General features: G+C 64.7%; 21 protein-coding genes. 6 read left to right on the top strand and 15 right to left on the bottom strand.

Annotated elements, in window-relative coordinates; all coding sequences use genetic code 11:
* Position 1: 1 nt before the first annotated feature.
* Complete coding sequence (locus tag EII26_RS07065) at positions 2–1,630, top strand: bifunctional metallophosphatase/5'-nucleotidase (protein ID WP_124888447.1); 1,629 nt, start codon at positions 2–4, stop codon at positions 1,628–1,630.
* Positions 1,631–1,761: 131 nt separating this feature from the next.
* Here the strand turns inward: EII26_RS07065 and EII26_RS07060 are convergent, their stop codons facing one another.
* From EII26_RS07060 to EII26_RS07035, 6 genes are all read right to left on the bottom strand, one after another.
* Complete coding sequence (locus tag EII26_RS07060) at positions 1,762–1,917, bottom strand: (2Fe-2S)-binding protein (RefSeq protein ID WP_124888446.1); 156 nt, start codon at positions 1,915–1,917, stop codon at positions 1,762–1,764.
* A gap of 22 nt (positions 1,918–1,939) precedes the next feature.
* Positions 1,940–2,455 carry a GNAT family N-acetyltransferase gene (locus tag EII26_RS07055; protein WP_124888445.1) on the bottom strand — a complete coding sequence of 172 codons (516 nt, stop codon included), beginning with the start codon at positions 2,453–2,455 and terminating at the stop codon, positions 1,940–1,942.
* Between the two features lie 240 nt (positions 2,456–2,695).
* Entirely contained in the window at positions 2,696–3,337 is a 642-nt protein-coding gene (locus EII26_RS07050) for an ABC transporter permease (protein ID WP_124888444.1), read from the bottom strand.
* Complete coding sequence (locus tag EII26_RS07045) at positions 3,337–4,293, bottom strand: osmoprotectant ABC transporter substrate-binding protein (protein WP_124888443.1); 957 nt, start codon at positions 4,291–4,293, stop codon at positions 3,337–3,339. Before EII26_RS07045 ends, EII26_RS07050 begins: the two co-directional genes overlap by 1 nt.
* An 18-nt stretch (positions 4,294–4,311) precedes the next feature.
* Positions 4,312–4,944, bottom strand: coding sequence for an ABC transporter permease (locus tag EII26_RS07040; RefSeq protein ID WP_124888442.1), 633 nt, complete (start codon positions 4,942–4,944; stop codon positions 4,312–4,314).
* Positions 4,937–6,166 carry an ABC transporter ATP-binding protein gene (locus EII26_RS07035; protein ID WP_124888441.1) on the bottom strand — a complete coding sequence of 410 codons (1,230 nt, stop codon included), beginning with the start codon at positions 6,164–6,166 and terminating at the stop codon, positions 4,937–4,939. Before EII26_RS07035 ends, EII26_RS07040 begins: the two co-directional genes overlap by 8 nt.
* 53 nt (positions 6,167–6,219) lie before the next feature.
* Here EII26_RS07035 and EII26_RS13120 point away from each other — a divergent pair, with 53 nt between their 5' ends.
* On the top strand, positions 6,220–6,372 hold the full coding sequence (locus EII26_RS13120; protein ID WP_158612197.1) for a hypothetical protein: 153 nt from the start codon (positions 6,220–6,222) through the stop codon (positions 6,370–6,372).
* Between the two features lie 166 nt (positions 6,373–6,538).
* On the opposite strand, the gene EII26_RS07030 is transcribed toward EII26_RS13120, so the two are convergent.
* The 8 genes from EII26_RS07030 to EII26_RS06995 all read right to left on the bottom strand — a co-directional run bounded on the left by EII26_RS07030 (position 6,539) and on the right by EII26_RS06995 (position 15,500).
* Positions 6,539–7,522, bottom strand: a complete 984-nt coding sequence (locus EII26_RS07030) for a lipoate--protein ligase (RefSeq protein ID WP_124888440.1) — start codon at positions 7,520–7,522, stop codon at positions 6,539–6,541.
* A 278-nt stretch (positions 7,523–7,800) separates the two neighbouring features.
* The gene (locus EII26_RS07025) at positions 7,801–8,280 is read right to left on the bottom strand and encodes an Lrp/AsnC family transcriptional regulator (RefSeq protein ID WP_199735113.1); all 480 of its coding nucleotides are present in this window, start codon (positions 8,278–8,280) and stop codon (positions 7,801–7,803) included.
* A 112-nt stretch (positions 8,281–8,392) separates the two neighbouring features.
* The gene (gcvPB, locus tag EII26_RS07020) at positions 8,393–9,850 is read right to left on the bottom strand and encodes an aminomethyl-transferring glycine dehydrogenase subunit GcvPB (RefSeq protein WP_124888439.1); all 1,458 of its coding nucleotides are present in this window, start codon (positions 9,848–9,850) and stop codon (positions 8,393–8,395) included.
* Between the two features lie 2 nt (positions 9,851–9,852).
* Positions 9,853–11,163 carry an aminomethyl-transferring glycine dehydrogenase subunit GcvPA gene (gene gcvPA, locus EII26_RS07015; RefSeq protein WP_124888438.1) on the bottom strand — a complete coding sequence of 437 codons (1,311 nt, stop codon included), beginning with the start codon at positions 11,161–11,163 and terminating at the stop codon, positions 9,853–9,855.
* 20 nt (positions 11,164–11,183) lie between these two features.
* Positions 11,184–11,591, bottom strand: a complete 408-nt coding sequence (gene gcvH / locus EII26_RS07010) for a glycine cleavage system protein GcvH (protein ID WP_199735111.1) — start codon at positions 11,589–11,591, stop codon at positions 11,184–11,186.
* A 118-nt stretch (positions 11,592–11,709) separates the two neighbouring features.
* The gene (locus tag EII26_RS07005; RefSeq protein ID WP_124888437.1) at positions 11,710–12,921 is read right to left on the bottom strand and encodes an aminomethyltransferase family protein; all 1,212 of its coding nucleotides are present in this window, start codon (positions 12,919–12,921) and stop codon (positions 11,710–11,712) included.
* A 269-nt stretch (positions 12,922–13,190) separates the two neighbouring features.
* Positions 13,191–14,390 carry a DUF3798 domain-containing protein gene (locus EII26_RS07000; protein ID WP_446718755.1) on the bottom strand — a complete coding sequence of 400 codons (1,200 nt, stop codon included), beginning with the start codon at positions 14,388–14,390 and terminating at the stop codon, positions 13,191–13,193.
* Positions 14,391–14,534: 144 nt separating this feature from the next.
* Complete coding sequence (locus EII26_RS06995) at positions 14,535–15,500, bottom strand: type I phosphomannose isomerase catalytic subunit (protein WP_124888435.1); 966 nt, start codon at positions 15,498–15,500, stop codon at positions 14,535–14,537.
* A 225-nt stretch (positions 15,501–15,725) separates the two neighbouring features.
* On the opposite strand from EII26_RS06995, the gene EII26_RS06990 reads away from it, so the two are divergent.
* From EII26_RS06990 to EII26_RS06980, 3 genes are read left to right on the top strand one after another with little or no spacing between them, the layout of a single operon-like run.
* Positions 15,726–16,733: an extracellular solute-binding protein gene (locus EII26_RS06990; protein WP_199735109.1), complete on the top strand. Its 1,008-nt coding sequence runs from the start codon at positions 15,726–15,728 to the stop codon at positions 16,731–16,733.
* A gap of 24 nt (positions 16,734–16,757) precedes the next feature.
* Positions 16,758–18,365, top strand: coding sequence for an ABC transporter permease (locus tag EII26_RS06985; RefSeq protein WP_124888457.1), 1,608 nt, complete (start codon positions 16,758–16,760; stop codon positions 18,363–18,365).
* A 5-nt stretch (positions 18,366–18,370) separates the two neighbouring features.
* The gene (locus EII26_RS06980; RefSeq protein WP_233572651.1) at positions 18,371–19,102 is read left to right on the top strand and encodes an ABC transporter ATP-binding protein; all 732 of its coding nucleotides are present in this window, start codon (positions 18,371–18,373) and stop codon (positions 19,100–19,102) included.
* Between the two features lie 115 nt (positions 19,103–19,217).
* On the opposite strand, the gene EII26_RS06975 is transcribed toward EII26_RS06980, so the two are convergent.
* Complete coding sequence (locus tag EII26_RS06975) at positions 19,218–20,165, bottom strand: Rpn family recombination-promoting nuclease/putative transposase (RefSeq protein WP_124888433.1); 948 nt, start codon at positions 20,163–20,165, stop codon at positions 19,218–19,220.
* A gap of 276 nt (positions 20,166–20,441) precedes the next feature.
* Between EII26_RS06975 and EII26_RS06970 the strand changes: the two genes are divergently transcribed.
* Positions 20,442–21,662: a right-handed parallel beta-helix repeat-containing protein gene (locus tag EII26_RS06970; RefSeq protein ID WP_158612196.1), complete on the top strand. Its 1,221-nt coding sequence runs from the start codon at positions 20,442–20,444 to the stop codon at positions 21,660–21,662.
* Positions 21,663–21,691 lie beyond the last annotated feature (29 nt).

Genomic DNA, 21,691 nt, shown 5'->3' with positions numbered 1-21,691 from the left:
CTTGAGACGACGGACGATCGGGTTCTTCCTGCTGTGCGGGATTTTGCTTCTCCATGCCTGCCCGGCATGCGCTCGGGACGGGAAGGTGACGATCCTTTCCATCAGCCATCTGAAAAGCCAGCTTCTTCCGATCTCGGAAAAGCTGAACAAGACCTCGGTGCGCATCGGGGGGCTGAGCCACGTCTCCGGGGTCGTCCGCCAGGAACGCTCCCAGGACCCGAACGCCATTTTCGTCCAGACCGGAGAGGCCGTCAACGGCCCCCTATGGCGTTATTTTGGCGGCCTTCCCGAGTTCTCCGCGCTGTCGGCCGCGGGAGTTCAGGTGGGCATGATCGGCAAGCGCGAGTTCGACTACGGATGGGACCATCTGAAGGGGGCGCTGGCCCACGCCGACTTCCCCATGGTCCTCTCGAACGTCTCGGTATCGGATCCCGAGATGCGGCAGCGCCTGGTGCGAAACGTCATTGTGCCCGCGGGCGAGATGAAGGTCGGCTTCTTCGCGATGCTCTCCACCTGGATCTTCTCCGTGACGAAGAGGGCCGACGAGCTGACGGTTCTGCCCGACACGGCGGAGATCGCCCGCGAGATGGTCGCCGACCTGCACCGTCAAGGGGCGGATATCATCGTGATGCTCAGCAACCTCAGCGAGGGGGAGAACCGTCGTCTGGCGGAGTCGGTCGCGGGAATCCATGCGATCATCGGCCGCGGGGTGTCCCAAAGGGAGGAGGTGCAGCTGCACTACGTCCGCGGCCCGGACGATTGGCCGACCGTCCTGGCCTGGGGGGGCGCCATGGGGAAGTTCGTGGGGAAACTCGTTCTGGTCACAAAGAACGGCAGGCTGCTTTGGGATCAGACGTCCTGGCGGCTCTTGAACGTCACCCCCAAGGTCCCGGTGGACACCGCCGTCATGAAGATCGCCTCGGAGTACGAGGAGAAGCTCAACAGCAAGATGGAGAGGGCGGCGGGCTTCTTTGAAAAGCCCCTGGACGGACGCAAAAGGACCTTGCGTATTCAGGAGGTGCCCTTGGGGAACTTCGCGGCGGACTCGCTGCGCTGGAAGTTCGGAACGGATGTCGGGCTCGTCAACAGCGGCGCGCTGAGGGGGGACCGGGTGTTCCCCGCCGGAGAGATTCCCATCAAGTGGCTGGCCGATATCTTCCCCTTCGGAAACACCATCGACATCGTCTCGCTGACGGGGGCTCAGCTCCGTCAGGTCATGGAGCTCTCCGCGTCCGCTCTGATGCGAGAGGACGAGAATTACGATCCTGCCTTTCGCGTTCCGGACGGAGGGTTCCTCCAGGTCTCCGGACTGAAGGTCGTCTACGATCTCCAGGGAAAGCCGACGCTTTTCGACGCCGAGGGCAAGCTGGGTTCCTGGGGAACGCGGCTTCGGTCCCTTTCCGTTTGGAAGGAAGGGGAGTGGCGGGAGGTCGACGACGCACAGACGTATACCGTGGCCGTCAATGCCTGGACGGCGGGAGGCGGCGACCGCTACTTCGTGTTCGGCGAGGGGAAGAGGATGCCGACGGAGCTGCGGGACCTGGACGTGCTGCTCGATTATATCCTCTCCTTTCCCGAGGGGCGGGTGGCGCCGGAGACGGACGGACGCATCGAGATCAAAGGCCGATAAAATGGCGGTGAGGGGGGCCTTTCGAGCCCCCCTCACCGTTTGGGGACGGTTCATGATGGCGGAAAAACCGCCCCTTTGCGGCCACGCAAGACCTGCGCCCGGTCCGCCAGCCGGCGGACGTCGGGCAGGCATCAGGTCCCTCCGGGGTTTCGCTCCGCGCAACGGCAATTTCCGGCCCTTGCCTCGGCCTCGATGAGCTCTGCGATCGTGGATCGGCCGTGCCGCTTGACATCCCGCTCGATATCCGCCTTGCTGTACCCGAAGCAGTGACAGACGATTCTCTCCAAAATACCCTCTTGGCGTCCGTCTTTATTTCCCGTAGCGCGCCATCAGGTACTCGTCGGCGTGGACGCCGTTCTTGACCGCGGCGTACTTCTTGGTCCCCTCGATGACGAACCCCAGGGACTCGTAGAGGCGGACGGCCCGCTCGTTGTCCGTGAAGACCGTGAGCTCGACGCGCTTCAGCATCAGCCAGTTGTCCGCGATGTCCAGCAGGGACTCCATCAGGGCCCTCCCGATGCCCCGGCCCTGATGTCCGGCGTGGACCATGATGCCGAGGCCCGCCGTGTGCCGCTGGCGCGCCATGAACGGGACGACGAGCCCCGCCATGCCGACGACGCGCCCGTCCACCTCGGCCACCATCAGAGGCTCCTTGGTGTTGCGGATGAAGTCCTCCGTGTCCGAGACGCGCTCGCTGGGCAGCGCCAGGATGGTCTCCCGGACCCCCTCCATGACGCGGAGCTCGTGGACGTCCTTCGCGTCCTCCGGCCGCACCGGACGAATCTTCACGCCGCCGCTTTTCGCGTCCGCATGTGTCTTTGCCATCTGCGATCCCGTCCTTTCCCCCAAAAGGTTTTGCGGGACATTATACCAAATTGCGTTTAACGAAGTGATAATTCCTTGCCTCCCCTGCAAGGGGAGGCAAGGAACGCAGTGAGGCGGGGGGGTGTCCTTGAGGAACCCTACCCCCCAGCCTCGCTCTCACTCGGCCGCCCTCCTTACAGGGGGGCCGAGGATATCGTTCCGTTTGGATGTGACCGGGTGTAAATCATTCGTAGACGCTCATTACCGCGTGGGGTCCAGCCTGCGCTCCAACACCCCCAAAACGACGTCCGCGCATACGGCCATCAAGGCGGTGGGCAGGGCGCCGGCGACGATGATGGCGCTCCCGTTGGCGACGTTGACGCCGCGCGAGATGATGTCGCCCAGCCCGCCGGCCCCGATGAAGGTGCCGATGGTCGTGACGCCGATGGCCACCACCAGCGCATTGCGTACCCCGGCCATGATGACCGACAGGGCCAGCGGGAGCTCCACCATGAAGATCCTCTGGAGCTCGGTCATGCCCATCCCCCTGGCGGCGTCCAGGACCTGGGGCTCGATGCTGCGGATTCCCGCGTAGGTGTTTCGGACGATGGGCAGCAGCGAGTAGAGCAGCACGGTCACGATGACGGTGCGGACCCCCAGGCCGAGCCCCAGCATCAGGACGGACATCAGGGCCAGGGACGGGACGGTCTGGATCACGTTCGCCGCACCGATGACCCAGCCGGCAAGACGGCCCCTTCGGGCGATCAGGAACCCCGTGGGGATGGCCAGCGCGGCCGCGAACAGGACTCCGTAGACCGAGATCAGGAAATGCCTCCAGAACTGCTCCAGCACATAGCCTCCATTGATCGCGTAGTAGGAGGCCGTCTCCCTAAGAAGCTCCATCACCGCGCCTCCTTTCGCACCGAGCCCGAGTCGGCGCCCTCGAAATAGCCGTGCTCCTCCAGAAAACGTCGGGCCACGGTGTGGGGCTCGACCAGATCCTCGTCGGCCATGCGGTTCATCCTCTGCATGCGGGTGCTGTCCACCGTCCCGGAAAGCCGCATGAGGATGGAATCGAGCTGCGGATATGCCTCGAGAACCCGGCGTGTGGCGACGGGGCTGGCGTCGTAGGGCGGGAACAGGCGCCGGTCGTCCTCCAAAAGGACCAGGTCGTAGGTGGCGATGCGCCCGTCCGTGGAGTAGCCCAGGACCGCGTCCATCTCCCCGGCGCGCACGGCACTGTAGACGAGCCCGATCTCCATGGGGAACACGTGTTTGAAGTCGAATCCGTACTTTTTCCTGAAGTCCTGGTAGCCGTCGCCCTTGCGCTCCATCCAGGAGGTGTCCACCCCCAGCCTCATGCCGGGCGCGATGCGGGCCAGGTCGCTGACCGTCCTCAGCCCCTCCCGGTCCGCCAGCTCCCGGGTCACCATGAAGGCGTAGGTGTTCGCGAAGCCCCAGGAGGGATACCATTTCTCGCCGTAGCGTCTGTCGTATTCCCGAACCACGGTGTCCATGGCCTCCGCGGGGTCCGTCGTCATCGGCAGGCCCAGCTCCCCGGTCAGGGAGGTGCCGGTGTACATGGCGCCGGACAGGTTGACGTCCCCGTTGTCGAGCGCCCGGCGGATCAGGACGGTGGTCCCCAGGTTGTTCACCAGACCGACCCTCGCGTCCCGGATGTGGTGCCGGATCATCTGGGCCGTGATCTCGGCCAGGATCTGACGCTCGGTCGTGTTGCCGCCCGCGATGACAATGCCGTCCTTGGAGGCGCCCCTTTCGAGCCCCGGCAGGAAGACCGCGACGGCCAGCAGCGCCGCCAGCAGGATGGGGGCCCAGAGCGCGTTTTTTCCTCTTGCCATGTTCGTCCTCCTTCCTCGTCAGGCCCGGGAGCGCAGCCGGGGCGAGAGAGCGGCCTCGACGCGCCCGAGAAGAAAATCCGTCAGCAGCGCCATGAGGGTGACGGGCAGGGTCCCCCAGACGATCATGGGGGGGATGTAGTTGTGCAGTCCCGTGAAGATGAAGTCGCCCAGCCCGCCGGCCCCGATATAGGAGGCGATGGTGGCCCAGGCCACGACGTACACGCCGGAGGTGCGCACGCCCGCCATGATCACGGGGACGGCCAGCGGGAGCCGGACCTTGAGGAGCCGCTGCAGGGGCGTCATGCCCATGCCCTTGGCCGCGTCCACGACGTCCCTGTCCACGCCCTCGATGCCCAGGTAGGTGTTGCGGACGACGGGCAGCAGAGAGTAGACGAACAGCGCCATGACGGCGGGCGGCTTGCCCACGCCCAGGAAGGGGATCATGATGGCCAGCAGGGCCAGGGAGGGGATGGTCTGAAAGATGGAGACCAGGCCGATGACGACCCCCGAGATGCGCCTGAAGCGCGTCAGAACGATGCCGAGCGGGACGGCCGCCGCCGTCCCGGCGAGAAGGGAGGCGCCCGAGATCAGGAGGTGCTCCCAGGTCTTGAAGAGCAGCGCGGAATGGTTTTCCAGGAGGAACTCAAACATCGGAGACCCCCCCCTCCCTGGGCTCCTCCGTCGTCTGGAGGGTGTCCTCGGGGACCGAGTCCTCCGCCCCCCACACGTTGGTGTAGAGGTCCTCGACCAGAACCGCGCGCGTCACGACGCCGATCAGGCGGTTGCCCTCGTCGACGACCGGCAGGTAGCGGTGGTCCAGATGGACGATCCAGTGGAGGGCGTCCCGGATCAGGGTATCGCGGGCGATGTAGGAGGCCGGCTTCATGATCGTGTCGATCCGGTCCTGCATCAGGTCGGGCTGGCCGCCCTCCCGTCCGGCCCGGCGGGCCTGCTTCAGGCTGACCTTCTCGATGTCGAAGATGTCGACCACGCCCTGGATCACCCCGTCCGAGTCGGTCACGAAGAGCGTCTCCGCGCGGTTCCTCCGCATGATCCTCAGGGCGTCCCGGATGGACCGGCCGTTTGCGATCGAAACGGGATCCTTCGCCATGACCTCGTCCACGGTGCGCAGCGCCAGGCGGGCCTCGTTGAGTCGGTCCTCGCCCAGGAGGTCCTCCACGAACGCGTTGGCGGGGTTCTGCAGGATGTCCGCCGGCGTGCCGAACTGCACCACGCGGCCGGCGTCCATGATGACGATGCGGTCGGCCAGGGCCAGGGCCTCGTCCATGTCGTGGGTGACGAAGACGATGGTCTTTCCCAGCTCCTTCTGGAGCTTCTTGATCAGCCGCTGGAGGGAGTCGCGCGTGATCGGGTCGAGCGCTCCGAAGGGCTCGTCCATCAGGATGATCTCCGGATCCGCGGCCAGTGCGCGGATGACGCCCACACGCTGCTGCTGGCCGCCCGACAGCTCCGCCGGATAGCGTTCCAGGAAGCTCTCGTCCAGGTCCACGCGCCTCATGAGCCTCTTTGCCACGGCGCGCCGGCGGTCCTCGTCCCATCCCAGCAGACCGGGGACCAGCGTGACGTTCTCGTAGATGGTCATGTGGGGCATCAGGCCGATCTGCTGGATCACGTAGCCGATCCGTCGGCGCAGCCGCACCGCGTCCATGGACATCACGTCGTCCCCGTTCAGCAGGATCGTCCCGCTCGTCGGCTCCGTCATGCGGTTGATCATGCGCATGCAGGTGGTCTTTCCGCTGCCGCTGGTGCCGATGAAGACGATGAACTCCCCCTCGCCGAAGGTGAGGGTCACGTCCTCCACGGCGGGCCTGGTGCCCTGGTAGATCTTCGATACGTTTTTGAATTCGAGCATATGTCGGTCTCCTTTCCGGCCGGTCCCGGTGGGGGCAAAGCAAGAAGGGCGCCTTGTCGGACAAACGGCCCAGCTTTTTCGAAAGGGCGACGGGAACGATCAATCGTTCGGTTACGGGGGAGGAAGGAAAATTCGAACGGAACGGGACCGTTCGCCTCGAGTCCGTTGGCATGCTGGAGAGCAGCCGGCGCATGGCTGCCGTGTGAAACGCTCTTTCAGTACATCAAAAAGCGCTTGGGCGGAAAAGGGCCGAATGGCCTTGATCTGTTTGAATAAAAATACGGAAATCCTCAAGGGAAAAGGCAAAAGCGAACGGACGGCCCCCGGAGCAGGGGGCCGCCCGTATTTTCACGCAGGGATTTTTTCGGAGGGCTATGCGCCCGGCACGAGCAGCGTCAGAAGGTCCTCGGGCGTCGAGCCCGCGAACATCCCATGGGTCTCGAGCCCGACGAGGGCCGCCTCCAGGGCGGAACGCGTGTAGGGGACGCCGACGATGCGCTCCTGGAGGGGAGCGTAGTCCCCGCTGCCGAAGTAATCGCCGCGCAGCTCGCAGGCGACGATGGTCCCCTTGTCCACCTTGAGGTAGGCCTCTACGCCGCCCCAGGGAAAGCGGGCCTTCTTGAGCTCGGTGAACTCGGGCGATTCGCCGTAGTTCCAGTCCCAGGTGGCGTACTTTTCCCTCATGAGCGCTTCGACCTCGGCCCGGTCCTCGGGCGTCAGTTCCTTCGGGGTGAGCCCCTCGATCCGCTCCTCCAGCATGGCGATGAAGTCCGATACGGACCGGGCCTGAGGCAAAAATTCGCGAATGTTGCCCACCCGGGCGCGGACCGACTTGACGCCCTTGCTGCGAAATTTTTCCTGCGAGACCTTCAGCGCCTGGGACAGGACGTCCAGATCGCTGTCGAAGAGCAGGGTTCCGTGGTGGAGCAAAATGCCGCCCCGCCGGTACTGTGCGCCGCCCGACACCTTTCTGCCGTCGATGGCGATGTCGTTGCGGCCCGAAAGTTCCGCGTTCGCGCCGAGCGAGCGAAGCGCACGGATGATCGGCTCCGTGAAGAAGGCGAAGTTGAACTCCCCCTCTCGGTCCGCCATGACGAAGCTGTAGTTGATGTTGCCGAGGTCGTGGTAGACGGCCCCCCCACCCGAGTTGCGCCGCACGACGTGGATGCCGCGCTCCCGGACGAAGTTGGCGTTGATCTCCTCCAGCGTGTTCTGGAAACGCCCCACGATGATGGAGGGCTCGTTCTGCCAGAGCATGAAAAACTCGCATCCCTCCCGGGCGGCCTTCCGGCAGAGGTGCTCCTCCAGTGCCAGATTGTGCTGAGGGCGGTGGTCGTGGTTTTCGATGACGTACATGGTCTTCCTCCCAGGGGATGAAAATTGGTCCTTGATTTTTCCCGGATTTCCGGCGCGGACGAAGGCGAAACACCGATTGATTCCATTTCCAAATCGTTTGCAGGCGAGGCGGCCTTTGCGAGTCGCGGCGAATAAGCGGACAACCAGTGAACGAAGTGAACTGTGTCGGCCGCTTGGAGGCTTCATCAGACGTACCAAGAGGTTCGTCGGGCCGAAGGTTTGCGCAGCAGCCAAGTTGAGCAAAGACAACGAAGCATACGAATGATTTGAAATTGGAGTTACAGCATGTAGGGCAGGTTGAAGTTGAACCCCTTATACACCACGAAGGTCTCGGTGGACTGTATGCCGTCGGCGTGCGCGGCGAGCTCCGCGTTGAAGAACTCGAGCAGCCCGAAGTTCTCGTCCAGCATCACGAGCAGAAAGATGTCGAAGCTTCCCGTGACGACCATGACGGAGACGACCCCCCTCATGGACTCCAGCTCCCTGGCCTTGGCGACGAAGTTGGTGTTGGTGAGCTTGACGCCCACAAGCAGGGCCATGTGGCCGGGCAGGGCGTCCACGTCCACCAGGCCGCGCCGGCACAGCACGCCCGCCTGCTCCAGCTTGTTGATGCGGTTGCGCACGGTGCCCTCGGAGATGTGCAGCTCCTCCGCGATCTGCGCCAGGGGCTGGCGCTCCCCGCTGAGGCGCTTGATGATCTCCAGACTCGTCTCGTCGATTCGGATTCCGCTCTTTCGGTTGTTCGTCGTCTCGTTCATGTTCGTCTCGTTCGTTTTTTGGAGGAAGGGCGAAGGCCGCATCCTTTTCGCGATACGAAAATGCAGCCGTGTTCCCGGACGAGAACACGGCTGCGCACATGGATAAGATCGGCTACTCGCCCTTCAGAACCAGGTTCCTGGCGGCCAGCGTCTCGTCGGGACGCGCGACCATCGTGTTCTGCGGCGTGTTCGTGACCATCTCCGGATTCGACTTGGCCTCCTCGGCGATCGCCTTCATGGCGTCGATGAACCCGTCCAGGTCGTTCTTGGATTCGGTATCCGTCGGCTCGATCATGATGGCGCCGTCCACCACCAGCGGGAAGTAGACTGTGGGCGGATGATAGCCGCAGTCGATCAGGCGCTTGGCGATGTCGAGCGTGGTCACGCCGTTCTTCTGCTGGATCGCGTCGTTGAAGATGACCTCATGCAGGCTGTCCTGCGGGAAGGGCAGGTTGTAGACGCCCTTCAGGCACGCCTTGATGTAGTTGGCGTTCAGGACCGCGGCCTCGGTCGCGGCCTTGAGGTCGTGCCCCATGGTACGCGTGTAGGCGAGGGCCCGAACCAGCACGGCGAAGTTGCCGAAGAACGCCTGAAGACGGCCGATGGAGAGCGGCGAGTCGGTGCAGAGCGTGTAGCGGTCGCCCTCCTTGCAGATGCGCGGCACGGGCAGGAAGGGCTCCAGGGTCTCGCCCACCACCACGGGCCCCGCGCCGGGCCCGCCGCCGCCGTGCGGCGTCGAGAGGGTCTTGTGGACGTTGAGGTGCAGCACGTCGACCCCCATCTTGTGCACGTCGACATAGCCCATCAGGGCGTTCATGTTCGCGCCGTCTCCGTAGACCAGCCCGCCCTTCTCGTGGATGATCTTGGAGATCTCGGCCACGTGGTGCTCGAAGATGCCCAGCGTGTTGGGGTTGGTGAGCATGATGCCCGCCGTGTCCTCGTCCATGATCTCGCGAATGGCGTCGGGGGTCACGACCCCGTCCTTGTTCAGCTCGACCGGAACGGGCTCGTAGCCGCAGAGGGCCGCGGACGCCGGGTTCGTCCCGTGCGCCGTGCTGGGCATGATCACCTTTTTGCGCTGCCGGCCCTTGTGCGCGTGATAGGCGTGGATCATCAGCATTCCCGTCAGCTCGCCCTGAGCTCCGGCCGAGGGCTGGAGCGAGGCGGCCTTCATGCCGGTGATCTTCAGCAGGTCCTGCTCCAGCTCGTACATGGCCTTGAGGGCCCCCTGGAAGCAGATCTCGGGCATGAGGGGATGGACGTTGGCGAAGCCGGGAAGCGACGCCATGCGGTCGTTGATCTTTGGGTTGTACTTCATGGTGCAGGAGCCCAGGGGGTACATCCCCGTGTCGACCCCGAAGTTCCAGGTGGACAGGCGCGTGTAGTGACGAATGACGTCGACCTCGGACAGCTCCGGCAGCTTGGGTGCCGGTCCCGTCAGGGAGGCGTCCAGCTTGCTCTCCGGGACGTCCTGGGAGGGTACGCTGATGCCCATGCGCCCCTTGCTCGCGCGCTCCCAAAGCAGCGACTCTTTAAAGGCCAGGCCTTTGGTGCCGGGATAGCGGCTCATGATCAGGCCACCTCCTTCAGGAATGCATCGATTTCCTCACGGGTGTGGACCTCCGTCGCGCAGAAGAGCCACGCCCCCTTGTACTCCGGATAGTACTTGCCCAAATCGAGCCCGGCGACGAAGCCCTTCTTGGCCAGATCATCGTAGCGCTTCTCGAAGCCCGCCGGGGCCTTCATGGCGAACTCGTTGAAGAACGGCGCGTCGAAGAGCGGCTTGAAGCCCGCCTTCTCGAGCCCCGCCTTCAGGTAGGCGGCCTTGTCGTGGTTCAGCTTGGCGATGGCGTGGAGCCCCTGGCTTCCGGCGGAGGCCATGTACATCGCCGCCGTCAGGGCGTTGTGGCCGGAGTTGGTGCAGATGTTCGACGTGGCCTTCTCGCGGCGGATATGCTGCTCGCGGGCCGCGAGGGTCAGGACGAAGCAGCGCTCCCCGTTCTTGTCCGTCGTCTCGCCGATCAGACGGCCTGGCATGGAACGGACGTTCTTCATGGTGCAGGCCAGCATGCCCACGCCGGGCCCGCCCGCGTTCAGAGGGATGCCGAAGCTGCTGCCCTCGCCGCTGACGATGTCCGCGCCGCAGCTGCCCGGGTTCTTGAGCAGTCCCCAGGCCATGGCCTCGGAGAAGGAGGCGATCAGCAGGGCGCCCTTGTCGTGAGCGGCCTTGGCCGCCGCCTCGAGGTCCTCGATCACGCCGGCGAAGTTGGGGGACTGGACGATCACGGCCGAGACGTCGTCGGGGATCTTGCCGAGATCCGTGCGCCCGTCCGGCAGGACGGGAAGCTCCACCGCCTCGAAGCCTGCGGGGCGGAAGTAGGTGTCCATCACCTGGATGTAGTGGGGGTGGTTCAGGCGGGAGAAGGCCACCTTGGGCTTTTTCTTGACGCGGATGGCCATGATGGCGGCCTCGGCCAGGGCGTTGGCGCCGTCGTACATGGAGGCGTTGGCGACCTCCATGCCCAGCAGGTTGGCCGTCATCGTCTGGAACTCGAATACGGCCTGAAGCGTGCCCTGGCTGACCTCCGGCTGGTAGGGCGTGTAGGAGGTCAGGAACTCCGAGCGGCTCGCGAGATAGGGGATGTGGGCCGGGATGTGGTGAGGATAGCACCCCGCGCCCAGGAAGGCCACGCTGTCGCAGTTGGACGCTGCCATGGCCCCCAGCTCGGCCGTCAGCTCCCACTCGGTGCGGGGCTTGATGTCGATGGGGCCATCCATGCGCACTGCCGCCGGGATCGACGCGAAGAGATCCTCGACTTTTTTGACTCCGATAACATCCAGCATCGCCCGGAGATCTTCCGGGGTGTGGGACAGGTATCTCATGGGATACGCCCCCCCTTCCATCAATGATCGAGGGTCTTGACGTACTCTTTGTAGGCGTCGACCTTCATCAGCGCTTCAAAGTCCTTGTCGTCGGGCACCTCGATCTCCACCATCCAGGCCGCGCCGTAGGGGTCGGAGTTTACCAGGTCCGGGGAGTCCGCGAGCGCCTCGTTGACCTTGACGACCTTGCCCGAGACGGGAGCGTTGAGGTCGCTGACGGCCTTGGTGGACTCGAGGGAGCCGAAGGCCGCACCGGCCTTGGTGGTGGCGCCGACGTCGGGAAGCTCGACGTAGACGATGTCGCCAAGAGCACCCTGAGCGTAGTCGTCAACCCCGACGACGACTACGTTGCCGTTCTTCTTCGCCCACTCGTGGGTCTTCGTGTAGGACACGTCCGCCTTGAAATTCAGCTCGTCAAATGCCTTCACAGGATATTCCTCCTTTGTGTTTTGGTACTGTGTCTAAGGACTGGAGATGGAGAGCCCCCTCACCGGGAGCTCCGGACAGCCTCGTGCTCCGCGGTGCCGAAGGGGAGCACCCCGATTTTCAGATGGCGACGCGCGCCGTGCGGCCCGGGCGGATGTCGGAGACGATCTCCACCTCGATGCTGCGGCGGTCGTCCTTCAGCGTCACCTTGGTGCCGGGCTCGAGCTTGCGGTCCACCCGGACGTAGCCCGCCACCAGGCCCTTGGGCTTGAAGTCCGCCGGCTTGTCCGGGCTGGCGGTCCCGACGATCTTTCCGTCGACGCGGCTGCACGCGACCTCCAGGCAGCAGGTGGAGACCAGACCGATGTCCTTGCCGTCGAGCAGCACGCGAGCGCCGCTGTGGGCGTCCACCTTGCGCGGGTCGAAGCCGCAGTAGGGATAGGTGTAGCTCTCGGGCGGGTTGTCGTAGATGGTCGAGCCGAGGAACGTCTTGGTCAGCTTGCCCTCCTTGTCGCGGGGCAGGGCGAAGTCCCAGGGGGTGTTGACGAAGGGCCACGGGCCGATGTCCTGCTGGGAGAGCGGCAGAATAGCGCCCATGCGCAGGGAGTCGCGGGAGGCCAGGCCGCAGGGGAGGATGTCGTCCCCGCCCGCCTCGACCAGCATGTTCCACACGTCGACGGTCTTGTCAATCGGGCAGAGGATCTCGAAGCCGAGCTCGCCGGTGTAGCCGGTTCGGGAGAGCAGGACGGGAATGTCGCCGCGCAGGAGCACGTCCTTGTTCTTGGTCCCGTCGTAATCGCCGAGGAAACGGAAGTACTTGAGCCCGTCGAGGGATCCCTTGACCATGACCTTACGGAGGATCTCCACGGACTTGGGGCCCTGGAGGTCGATCTTGCCGAACACGCCGTCCTCGTTCTTGACGTCCGCCTTGAAGGAGCCCATGTGCTTCTTCAGGTGGTCGGCCACGATCGAGGCCCGGCCGGAGTTGACCACCAGCAGGTAGTCCTCGCGGTTCTCGTTCATGTTGTAGACGATGCAGTCGTCGACCACGTGGGCCTTCTCGTCGAGGATCATCGTGTAGCCGCAGGCGCCCTTGGCCAGCTTCTCGATGTTGCGGGTCAGGCAGAGCTGGAGGAGTCCGAAGGCGTCCTTGCCCGTCACGCGGACCAGGCACATGTGGCAGATGTCGAAGATGCCGCACTTCTCGATGACGAAAAGGTGTTCCTTGACGGCCCCGGCCTTGTACCACAGGGGCATCTCCCAGCCGCCGAAATCGGTCAGCTGCCCTTCCAGCTTGCGGTGCACGTCGTTCAAAGGTGTTTTCTTGATCAAGCCAAATCCCTCCTTAAATCAAATGTCGTTCGCCTTCCCGACCGTCACGCTCTTGCCGTTGCAGTCCCGTCCCCGACCACCGCCAAACCCGACCGCCACGCATTCGAAAAGAAGTCTGCGCAAGAAAGCGGAGAATAAATGTTTGAGAAAGAGTAAAGCTGATGGAGCCACGATGATATTTTATCACTAGACCGTCGGAAATGGCGAGGGCAGATTCGCGGGAGCTTGCGGAAAAACATGTTCAATTCAGTCTTTTATGGGCGGGGACGTCACTTGACGCGGAAGTACTTTTCCGGGATCTCCACGTCGGTCATCCCCAGGAAGCCTCGGCCGAAGACGTAGGTGTCCTCGTAGATCATGACCAGTTTCCTGTTGCGCACGCCGCTGCCCGCATCCGTGTAGTGACTGGCGTTCCACTTGACGCCGGGCGTGAACTGCGAGAAACAGGACATGAGGTCCTTCATGCTGCCGATCTTCGCCCTGCCCTCGACGACCTCCTTGGCGAACTCGGCCAGGGCCGCGCTGCACGTGTAGTCGATCGAGTAGGCCCAGCTGGCCATGCGCCCGCTGCCGCCCGCGGCGACGACGGCCTCCTCGACCTTCTTCAGGAGCGCCGGCCAGTTGCCCCGTTCCTTGGACAGGTCGATCCCCAGCGCGCCGGGGTAGGCCATGAGCGGGGAGTCGGATTCGACGAAGTAGCCGCCCAGCTCGGCGATGCGCTTCAGCATTGGCTCGCGCTGCGCGTCGTTGGTGCAGAAGAAGGCCGTGTCCTTGCCGTACTGCTCCAGCCAGGCCGGAACCTTCTCCAGGATGAACTGCTGCGCGCCCGCCACGCCCACGTCGCTCGTCGGGTCCGGGGCCGTCTCGAAGACGAACCGGATCCCCAGGTCCTTGCAGGCCTCCTCCATGATGGCGCGCCTCCGGGCCAGGGTCTCGTAGCTCATGTGCCGCGGGAAGGAGATGTGGACGAAGGTCTTGGCGCCCAGCTTCTGTGCGGCCAGCGGGATGAGGTATCCGCGGCTGATGTCGTCGCCGTTGATGGCGATGTCGGCCGCCGCCGTGATGACGGCGGGGTCCTCCTGGATGTTCCCGGCCAGGAGCAGGATGTCCGGGCGCCTCTCCCGGATTCTTCGGAAGGCCTCGGTGGTGCCCGGGATGGCCTGGTTGACCACGACGGCCTTCATCTTGGGATCGTCGGCCAGCCCCACCAGCTGACCGATGGTGGTCTCCATCTCGGACATGAAATTGTCCGGGTAGGTGACGTGGGTGATCATCCCCCCGCTCGCGCTGTCGCCGTACCTCCGGATCATCAGCTCGGCGCCCCGCAGGCTGTCCTCGCTCTGCGACACCGTCCCCGTCATGATCCCGATGTGGAAGGGCGCCGGATCGGCGGCGCAGGCCGGGCCGCGGCCCCCCAAAAGAAACAGCCCTGCGGCCAAAAGGGCTCCCGTTACGCATCTCAATTTCAATCGTTTCCCCTCCCCACAAAGTGTCGCATCGCCGGTTTTCTCGCGATGCTCCGCCATTATGGCAGATCGCCGCCGCGAAAGCGAGGGGCTGTCCTTTGGGTTGCAGACCTTTTCGAGTGGAGGAAGGGGTGACTGTTGGGGCTTCTATCCCCCCAGCGACGTGATCAGAAAGCGCGCCGTGCCCTCCAGCCCGAAGGGGCCCGCGTCGGCAGGGACGAAGAGGCTGGTGCCCCGATGGGCGCTCAGCTCGGCCGTCCCCGTACGCAGCGTCGCCTCCCCCTCCAGGCAGAGCAGGGAAAGAAAGGTCCGCCCGTCGGCGGCGCGCCCCCATCGTCCGTCCAGGTCCAGGACCTCGGCCCGGAAGTAGGGGCAGTCGGCCAGGCGCTCCAGCGAGCCGCCCGGGACGGGCGACGGGGGTAGGGCCCCCGGTGGGGTCGGGTCGGCGGGGCCCGGCGTCGTGACGTCGAGCGCCTTCTCCACATGGAGCGCGCGGGGCCTGCCGTCCGGGCCGGTGCGGCCGTAGTCGAAGACGCGATAGGTGAGGTCGGAGTTCTGCTGCACCTCGGCGATCAGGATCCCGCCGCCTATGGCGTGGATCGTTCCCGCCGGGATGAAGAAGCGGTCCCCCTTCCGGACCTCCGCCCTGTGCAGCACCTCGGTCAGGGTCCCGTCCGCGATGCGCCGCCGCATCTCCTCCCGCGGGATGTCCCGCGCGAACCCCATGTAGAGGAACGCCCCGGGATCGTGGTCCAGGACGACCCACATCTCCGTCTTGCCCAGGCCGTGCTCCACGCGGGCGGCGTAGGCGTCGTCCGGGTGGACCTGCACGGAGAGGGGCAGACGGGCGTCGATGAGCTTCACCAGCAGCGGAAACGGCTCGTCCGCGGCGTGCCGGTCGGAGACGATCTCCGGGTGCCGACGCACGAGCTCCGAGAACGGGCGGCCCGTCCAGGGGCCGTCCGCCGCCGTGGCGTCCCCCGCCGGGTGTGCGGACAGCTCCCAGCTCTCCGCGACGACGTCCAGGTCGGTCCTCCTGCCCCACTCGTCCTTCAGGCGGGTCCCGCCCCAGAGATAATCCTTGTAGACCGGGTTCAGCGTGAACGGCTGCATCCTGCACCTCCGCATCTCTTCGCCCCGGGCCGTGCTGCCCCGAGGGAGTTTCATCAAGGGGCTCTTATAAGCCTCTCTATCTTATCACCCCCTTATCACCCCGGCATGGTGCGCCGTCTTTTACGGTTGACAAACCGGAGTGTATTTGTACAATTTGAGTTGGGCTTAAAAAACAATTTTCTGCGAGACGCGGAACGTCTCGTCAAAAACAAGGAGGAAGTCGAATTGAAAAAGCTGGGTATCATTCTGGGTGCGGTTGCGGCGCTGGGGTTTCTGGCGGTGCCGTCGGTGCAGGCCGCGGAGGTGCTGAACGTCTATTCCTCGCGGCATTACGACGTGGACAAGCAGGTGTACGCCGACTTCGAGAAGGAGACCGGCATCAAGGTCAACGTGGTCGAGGGTAAGGGCGACGAGCTTCTGGAGCGGCTCACGCGCGAGAAGGACAAGCCCGAGGCGGACCTGTTCCTGACGGTGGGGGCCGAGAGCATCGCGCCCCTCATGGAGAGGGGACTGAGCGAGGGCTTCAGCTCCGCGGCGGTCGAGAAGAACATTCCCGCCCGCTACCGCGGTGAGGGGTGGATGGGGATCACCGCCAGGGCCCGGGTCATCGCCTATCCCCTGGATCGCGTCGATCCCTCCAAGATCACGTCCTACGACGACCTGACGAAGCCCGAGTGGAAGGGCAAGGTCCTGGTCCGCAGCTCGTCGTCGTCCTACAACGTGGCGCTTCTGTCCTCCTTCATTCAGCTGAACGGGGCCGATGCGGCCAAGGCGTGGGCTCAGGGTGTGGTCGGCAACCTTGCCCGGACCCCCAAGGGGAACGACCGGGACCAGGCCAAGGCCGTCGTGGCGGGCGAGGGCGACCTCGCGGTCATGAACTCCTACTACTTCATCCGCATGATGCGCTCGTCCGACCCGGCCGAGGCCGATGCGGCCAAGAAGATCGGGCTGATCTTCCCCAAGCCCGTGCACCTGAACCTGAGCATTGCCGCCCTGGTCAGGGGGGCAGGGAACAAGGACAACGCGGTCAAGTTCCTGGAATTTCTCTCCGGCGAGCACGTGCAGGCGCTCTACGCGGAGGCGAACGGGGAGTTTCCGCTCAACCCCTCCGTGCCCCTTCCCGAGGTCCAGAAGTCTTGGGGCGCCTTCGAGCCCCAGGAGCTGAATTATGAGACGCTGGGCAAGGCGAAGCCCGAGGCGGCGGCCATCTTCGATCAGGTGGGCTGGAAGTAGCCCCGGGACATCCACACGAGTTTGATGAATAAAAGCGCCGTTTCCCGTTTCAACGGGTGGGCCGTCTGCAGCACGATCATCGCGGCGATGATCGTGCTGCCCAATTTGAGCGTACTGCACCACCTCTTCGACGCGCCCACGCAGGTCTGGTTCCACATCCGGCAGCACCTGCTGCGGGATTACGTCGTCACCACCGTGCGGCTCACCCTCTCCGTCCTGGCCGTCAGCACCCTGATCGCCGTTCCGCTGGCCTGGTTCGTCACGGTCTACGACTTTCCGGGCAAGGGGCTTCTGTCCTTCGGGCTGGCCCTGCCCCTGGCCATCCCCCCCTACATCGCGGCCTACACCTACTCCGGCATGCTGGGGTACACGGGGTTCGTCCAGACGTTTCTCCGGGACACCCTCGGCGTCCGCCCGGATCCGCGCTTTTTCGACATCCTGTCCGAGGGCGGGGCCGTGTTCGTCTTCTCCCTGTTCCTCTACCCCTACACCTACATGATCGTCCGCTCCTTCCTGATGCGCCAGTCGGCCCAGCTCGTCGAAGCCGGACGGGTGCTGGGGGCCGGCATGGGCGGAATCTTCTTCCGGGTGGTGCTGCCCCTGTCGCGGCACGCCATCCTCTCCGGGGCGACCCTGGTGGCCCTGGAGACGATCAGCGACTACGGGGTGGTCTCCTACTTCGGCGTGCCGGTCTTCAGCACGGCGATATTCAAGTCCTGGATCTCCTTCTCGGACGTGCCGACCGCGCTGCGGCTCTCGGCGCTGCTTCTCGTCTCCGTGCTGTTGGTGACCTCCGCCGAGAAACGCTTCCGCTCCCTTCCGGTTGGTCCGGCCTCGGCCCGTCTCCGTCCCCTGCGCCCGATTCGAGCCGAGGGGCCGCTGAAATACGCGATTCTGCTCCTGGCCTACGGGGTCTTCGCCCTGGGGGTGCTGCTGCCCGTGGGGCAGATCGTCGTGTGGACCGCCCGGAGCTGGGGGACGGTCCGATACGACAATTTCTGGTCCATGGCGATCAACTCCGCCGGGCTCGCCCTGGGCTGCAGCGCCGTCATCGTGGTCCTGGCCCTGATCGTCGCCAACTACAACCGGCTCTTCAGAAACCGGCTCTCCCGGGCCTGTTCCCGGCTGGCCATCGTCGGCTATTCGATCCCCGGAACGGTGGTGGCCATCACGCTGCTGCTCTTCTTCCTCGACCTCGACAGGCGCCTCTCCCTCAGACTCGGCCGGACCCTGGCGATGGTGACGGCCGGCTACGTCATCCGGTACATGGCCATCGCGTACCAGAACATCGAGAGCGGGTTCGAGAAGATCGGGCTCCGCTTCGTGGAGTCGGCCCGTACCCTGGGGTACGGGCGCCTGGCCTGCCTGCTGAGGGTCGACCTGCCCATGATGAAGGACGCGCTGATCGGCGCCTTCATCCTCACCTTCGTGGACATCGTCAAGGAGCTGCCGCTGGTGCTCTTCCTCCGGCCCTTCAACTTTCACACGCTCTCGACGAAGGTGTTCGAGTACGCGCACGACGAGATGATCCCCGAGTCGTCACCGGCCTCCCTCGCCATCGTGCTGCTCAGCTGCGTGCCGATGCTCGTCCTTCACCGGATGCGCGAGCGGGGGCGGGGAGGGGAGCCGTGAGCGGAATGGGGCGGGTCGGCCGGGAGGCACTCATGGAGTGCAACGAAGACCGGATGTTGGAGAAAGGGGGCCGTACGGTTTTGACGCCGCAGGTCGCGCTCGAGGGAATTCGCTTTCGGTACGATCCCAAAGGGTCCCTCGTCCTGAGGGACCTTTCGCTCTCGGTGGAACGGGAGCGCATCGTGGCGATTTTGGGGGAGAGCGGGGGCGGAAAGAGCTCTCTGCTCCGCATCGTCGCCGGGCTCGAGCGGAGCGAGAGGGGCACGGTCCGAATCGGGGGCCGGCTGGTGGCCTCGGAGGAGGTCTTCTGTGAGCCGGAGCACCGGGGGGTCGGGATGGTCTTTCAGGACTACGCGCTCTTTCCCCACATGACGGTCTTCGGCAACGTGGGGTTCGGCCTGCGGTCGATGTCCCGCGGGGACCGGTCCGCTAGGGTGGCGGAGGTCCTGGAACTCGTGGGGCTGGCCGGCTACGAGCGGCGCTATCCCCACGAGCTGAGCGGCGGCCAGCAGCAGCGTGCGGCCCTGGCCCGCGCGCTCGCGCCGTCGCCGGACGTCCTGCTCTTGGACGAACCCTTCTCCAACCTGGACGCGGCGCTGAAGGAGCGGCTGCGGGGGGACGTCCGCGCCATTCTGAAGCGCTCCGGCGTGACCGCGATGTTCGTGACGCACGACGTCGAGGACGCCCGAACCTTTGCGGACGAGATCGTGCACCTGTCGGACCTTCAGCGGAGCTGATGGACGGAACCGCCCCCTCGGCAGCGCCGGCGGGGAATCCGAATCGACGAATGGACGGCCCCTCGGACAGGGGGGCCGTCCATTCGTCGATTCGGTGTTTTTTCGATGCAAGGAGTTACGGCCGGGTGTCCCTCAAGGCCTCTATCTCGGCTGGCGTCAGGCCGGTCGCCTGCACGATCTGATCGAGAGAGAAGTTCAGCGCCAGCATCCGCCGCGCGGTATCGGCCCTGCCCTCGGCCCTGCCTTCAGCTCTCCCTTCAGCCCTGCCTTTGGCTCTGCCTTCGGCCCTGCCCTCGGCCAGACCCTCGGCCCTGGCCGTGCGACGGATCGTCTCCTCGCTCGTCATCGCGTCCCTCAGCGCCTTGTAGCTGACGATGTAACGCTGGCGCTCCTCGCGACTCTGCAAAAACAAAGCCTCCAGATTCAGAGCCTCACCAATCATTGGATCTCTGATCATCGGGTCCGGCATCCTCTTCGCCTCCATTCCTGCCAGATACAAAAGCCAATACTCCAAACGATTTCGAGGTGCTCTGTGCTTGACGAACTTCGGAATTTCGAGGTAGACCAGCGTCAAATCGTCGCACAGCGTCTCTCCCGTCTCCTTGTCGCACAGACAGAACTCGCGGCGGAATCGTTCCCCCAAGAACAGGTTGAATGCCAGTATGTGAATGGATATCGTCCGTTTCAGGTCCAGGTAGGATCCACCGGCATTCATCTGGGAGGCATGCAGCGTGCTCAGGTAATAGGCGGAACGCTGGGGGTAGTCTCTCCGGTTCTTTACCTGCACCTCGACCTCCACCTGGGAGCCGTCGGCCATATTGGCGACGATATCCAGGTAGCATTCCTTGCCGTCCTCCCGCGAGGGGGAGCGTTCGCAATTCGTGTATTCAAAGTCGGTAAACCCCACACCGCCTTCGGGGAAGACAAGGGCGTTGACGAGATCCAAAAACAGGTGTTTTCGGTCCTCCCGTCCGAACAGAAATTTGAAGAAACGGTCGTTCAGACGGTAGACCCGTCCTCTGTCCAGCTCCTCTTCCAGCTGCCTGTCCGTGAGCGGCACCATTGCCGGATAAAACGCATCCTCGTGCCCCGTCCTCCTCGCCCCCCTCCGTCCCTGACGCCATTATAGCAAAAGGACCGGTTCCGCCGGCCGGTGTAGCACCCGTTCAAAACCACCCCGGCGGGGAAGGCGGATTGGAGCGATGCGTTCTATAATTTATCCGGGGAGGCGCTTTCATGGCGGTCCCTGTTTCGATGCGTCACGCTGCATCCGTGTGAATTCAGTCGAAGACGGAGGTGGAAAGGGGAGGGTGTGATGCGCTGCGTCAGTCCAGTCCGTTTGTGGGGATTGCCGGGCGTCTGGGGTCTTCTTTTCTGTGCGCTCGGCATGGCGTTCCTGGGGGCGGGGCGCACGGAAGCGGCGTACTTCGTCAGAGAGGACGGCCGGGGCGACGGCACGAGCTGGGAGAACGCCGGCAACCTTCAATCAATGCTGAATGCGGCCTCCGCGGACTTCGGCCGTGACCCTGCCCAAAGGCCCGTGGACGTCCACGTGGCGGCGGGAGCGTACAAGGGAACGACGCTGGTTTTGCCGAGGGGCGTGAAGCTGTGGGGCGGGTACCCGGCGACCCTCGAGGGGACGTCCGTCGCCGGCCGCGACCGAAAGGCGAACGTCACAATTCTGGACGGCGAGGGCAAACGCCGCGTCGTCGCGTGTCTCGGCAACGGGGCTCAGCCCGGGGACACTCGGCTGGACGGCTTCACGGTCACGCGCGGCCATGACGACTTCGGCGGCGGGATGGTCCTAGGGGGCTCCAGTCCGACGGTGGCGGACTGTACCTTCTCGGAAAACACGGTTTGGAACGGAGGCGGGATGGCCCTCTGGAAATCCAGCCCGATGGTGGAGCGCTGTACCTTCTTGGGCAACACGGCCAGCAGCAACGGAGGCGGAATATCCCTCTACGAATCCGCCCCGACGCTGGCGAACTGCACCTTCTCGGGCAACACGGCCAGCTACGGCGGAGGAATATCCCTTTACGAATCTGCCCCGACGGTGGTGAACTGCACTCTCTCGGACAACGCAGCCGACAACGGCGGCGGAATGCTGCTCAGGAACTCCAGCCCGACGGTGGTCAACACGATCCTGTGGGGGAACGGGGCGGACACAGAGGGGGCTGCGCTGTTCTTGTACAACCTCTCGGTCCGTCCGCCCGTGCTGCGGAACTGCGTGATGCCGTTGGGCGGGATCGCATCCGGCGATGGCAATGCCGTCGGGGTGGACTCGGCCGATCTCATCGGGGAGGACCCGAAGCTGGTCCCGTGCGACGCGGAGGGTGCCGAAACGCACGACCCCTCCAAGATCCGGTTCTACGCGCTGGGCACGGGCAGTTCGGCCCTTGGCCGGGGCCAGCCGGTGGGGAGCCGGATTTTGGGGGATTCCGGCAACGCACGCACCGTGGTTGTCCCCTCAAACGACCAGCGTGGATACGTCCGCCCGCAGGGCGGCAACACGGACATCGGTTCCTGGCAGGGGAACGATCCGGAGCCGGACCGAAGGTGAAAGGGGAGCCTCCCGCCGCTATAGGAGGG

This window comes from Fretibacterium sp. OH1220_COT-178, assembly GCF_003860125.1.
Taxonomy (GTDB): Bacteria; Synergistota; Synergistia; order Synergistales; family Aminobacteriaceae; genus CAJPSE01.
This window is presented reverse-complemented; position numbering and strand designations above follow the sequence as displayed.

Excerpts from the sequence above, each read along its gene's own strand:
- EII26_RS06980 (WP_233572651.1), top strand. The coding sequence starts at position 18,371 with ATGGGGCGGGTCGGCCGGGAGGCACTCATGGAGTGCAACGAAGACCGG.
- gcvPA (WP_124888438.1), bottom strand. The coding sequence starts at position 11,163 with ATGAGATACCTGTCCCACACCCCGGAAGATCTCCGGGCGATGCTGGAT.
- EII26_RS07055 (WP_124888445.1), bottom strand. The coding sequence starts at position 2,455 with ATGGCAAAGACACATGCGGACGCGAAAAGCGGCGGCGTGAAGATTCGT.
- EII26_RS07045 (WP_124888443.1), bottom strand. The coding sequence starts at position 4,293 with ATGGCAAGAGGAAAAAACGCGCTCTGGGCCCCCATCCTGCTGGCGGCG.
- EII26_RS06975 (WP_124888433.1), bottom strand. The coding sequence starts at position 20,165 with ATGGTGCCGCTCACGGACAGGCAGCTGGAAGAGGAGCTGGACAGAGGA.
- EII26_RS07040 (WP_124888442.1), bottom strand. The coding sequence starts at position 4,944 with ATGTTTGAGTTCCTCCTGGAAAACCATTCCGCGCTGCTCTTCAAGACC.
- EII26_RS07035 (WP_124888441.1), bottom strand. The coding sequence starts at position 6,166 with ATGCTCGAATTCAAAAACGTATCGAAGATCTACCAGGGCACCAGGCCC.
- EII26_RS07025 (WP_199735113.1), bottom strand. The coding sequence starts at position 8,280 with ATGAACGAGACGACGAACAACCGAAAGAGCGGAATCCGAATCGACGAG.
- EII26_RS06995 (WP_124888435.1), bottom strand. The coding sequence starts at position 15,500 with ATGCAGCCGTTCACGCTGAACCCGGTCTACAAGGATTATCTCTGGGGC.
- EII26_RS07030 (WP_124888440.1), bottom strand. The coding sequence starts at position 7,522 with ATGTACGTCATCGAAAACCACGACCACCGCCCTCAGCACAATCTGGCA.
- gcvPB (WP_124888439.1), bottom strand. The coding sequence starts at position 9,850 with ATGAGCCGCTATCCCGGCACCAAAGGCCTGGCCTTTAAAGAGTCGCTG.
- EII26_RS06985 (WP_124888457.1), top strand. The coding sequence starts at position 16,758 with ATGAATAAAAGCGCCGTTTCCCGTTTCAACGGGTGGGCCGTCTGCAGC.
- EII26_RS07050 (WP_124888444.1), bottom strand. The coding sequence starts at position 3,337 with ATGGAGCTTCTTAGGGAGACGGCCTCCTACTACGCGATCAATGGAGGC.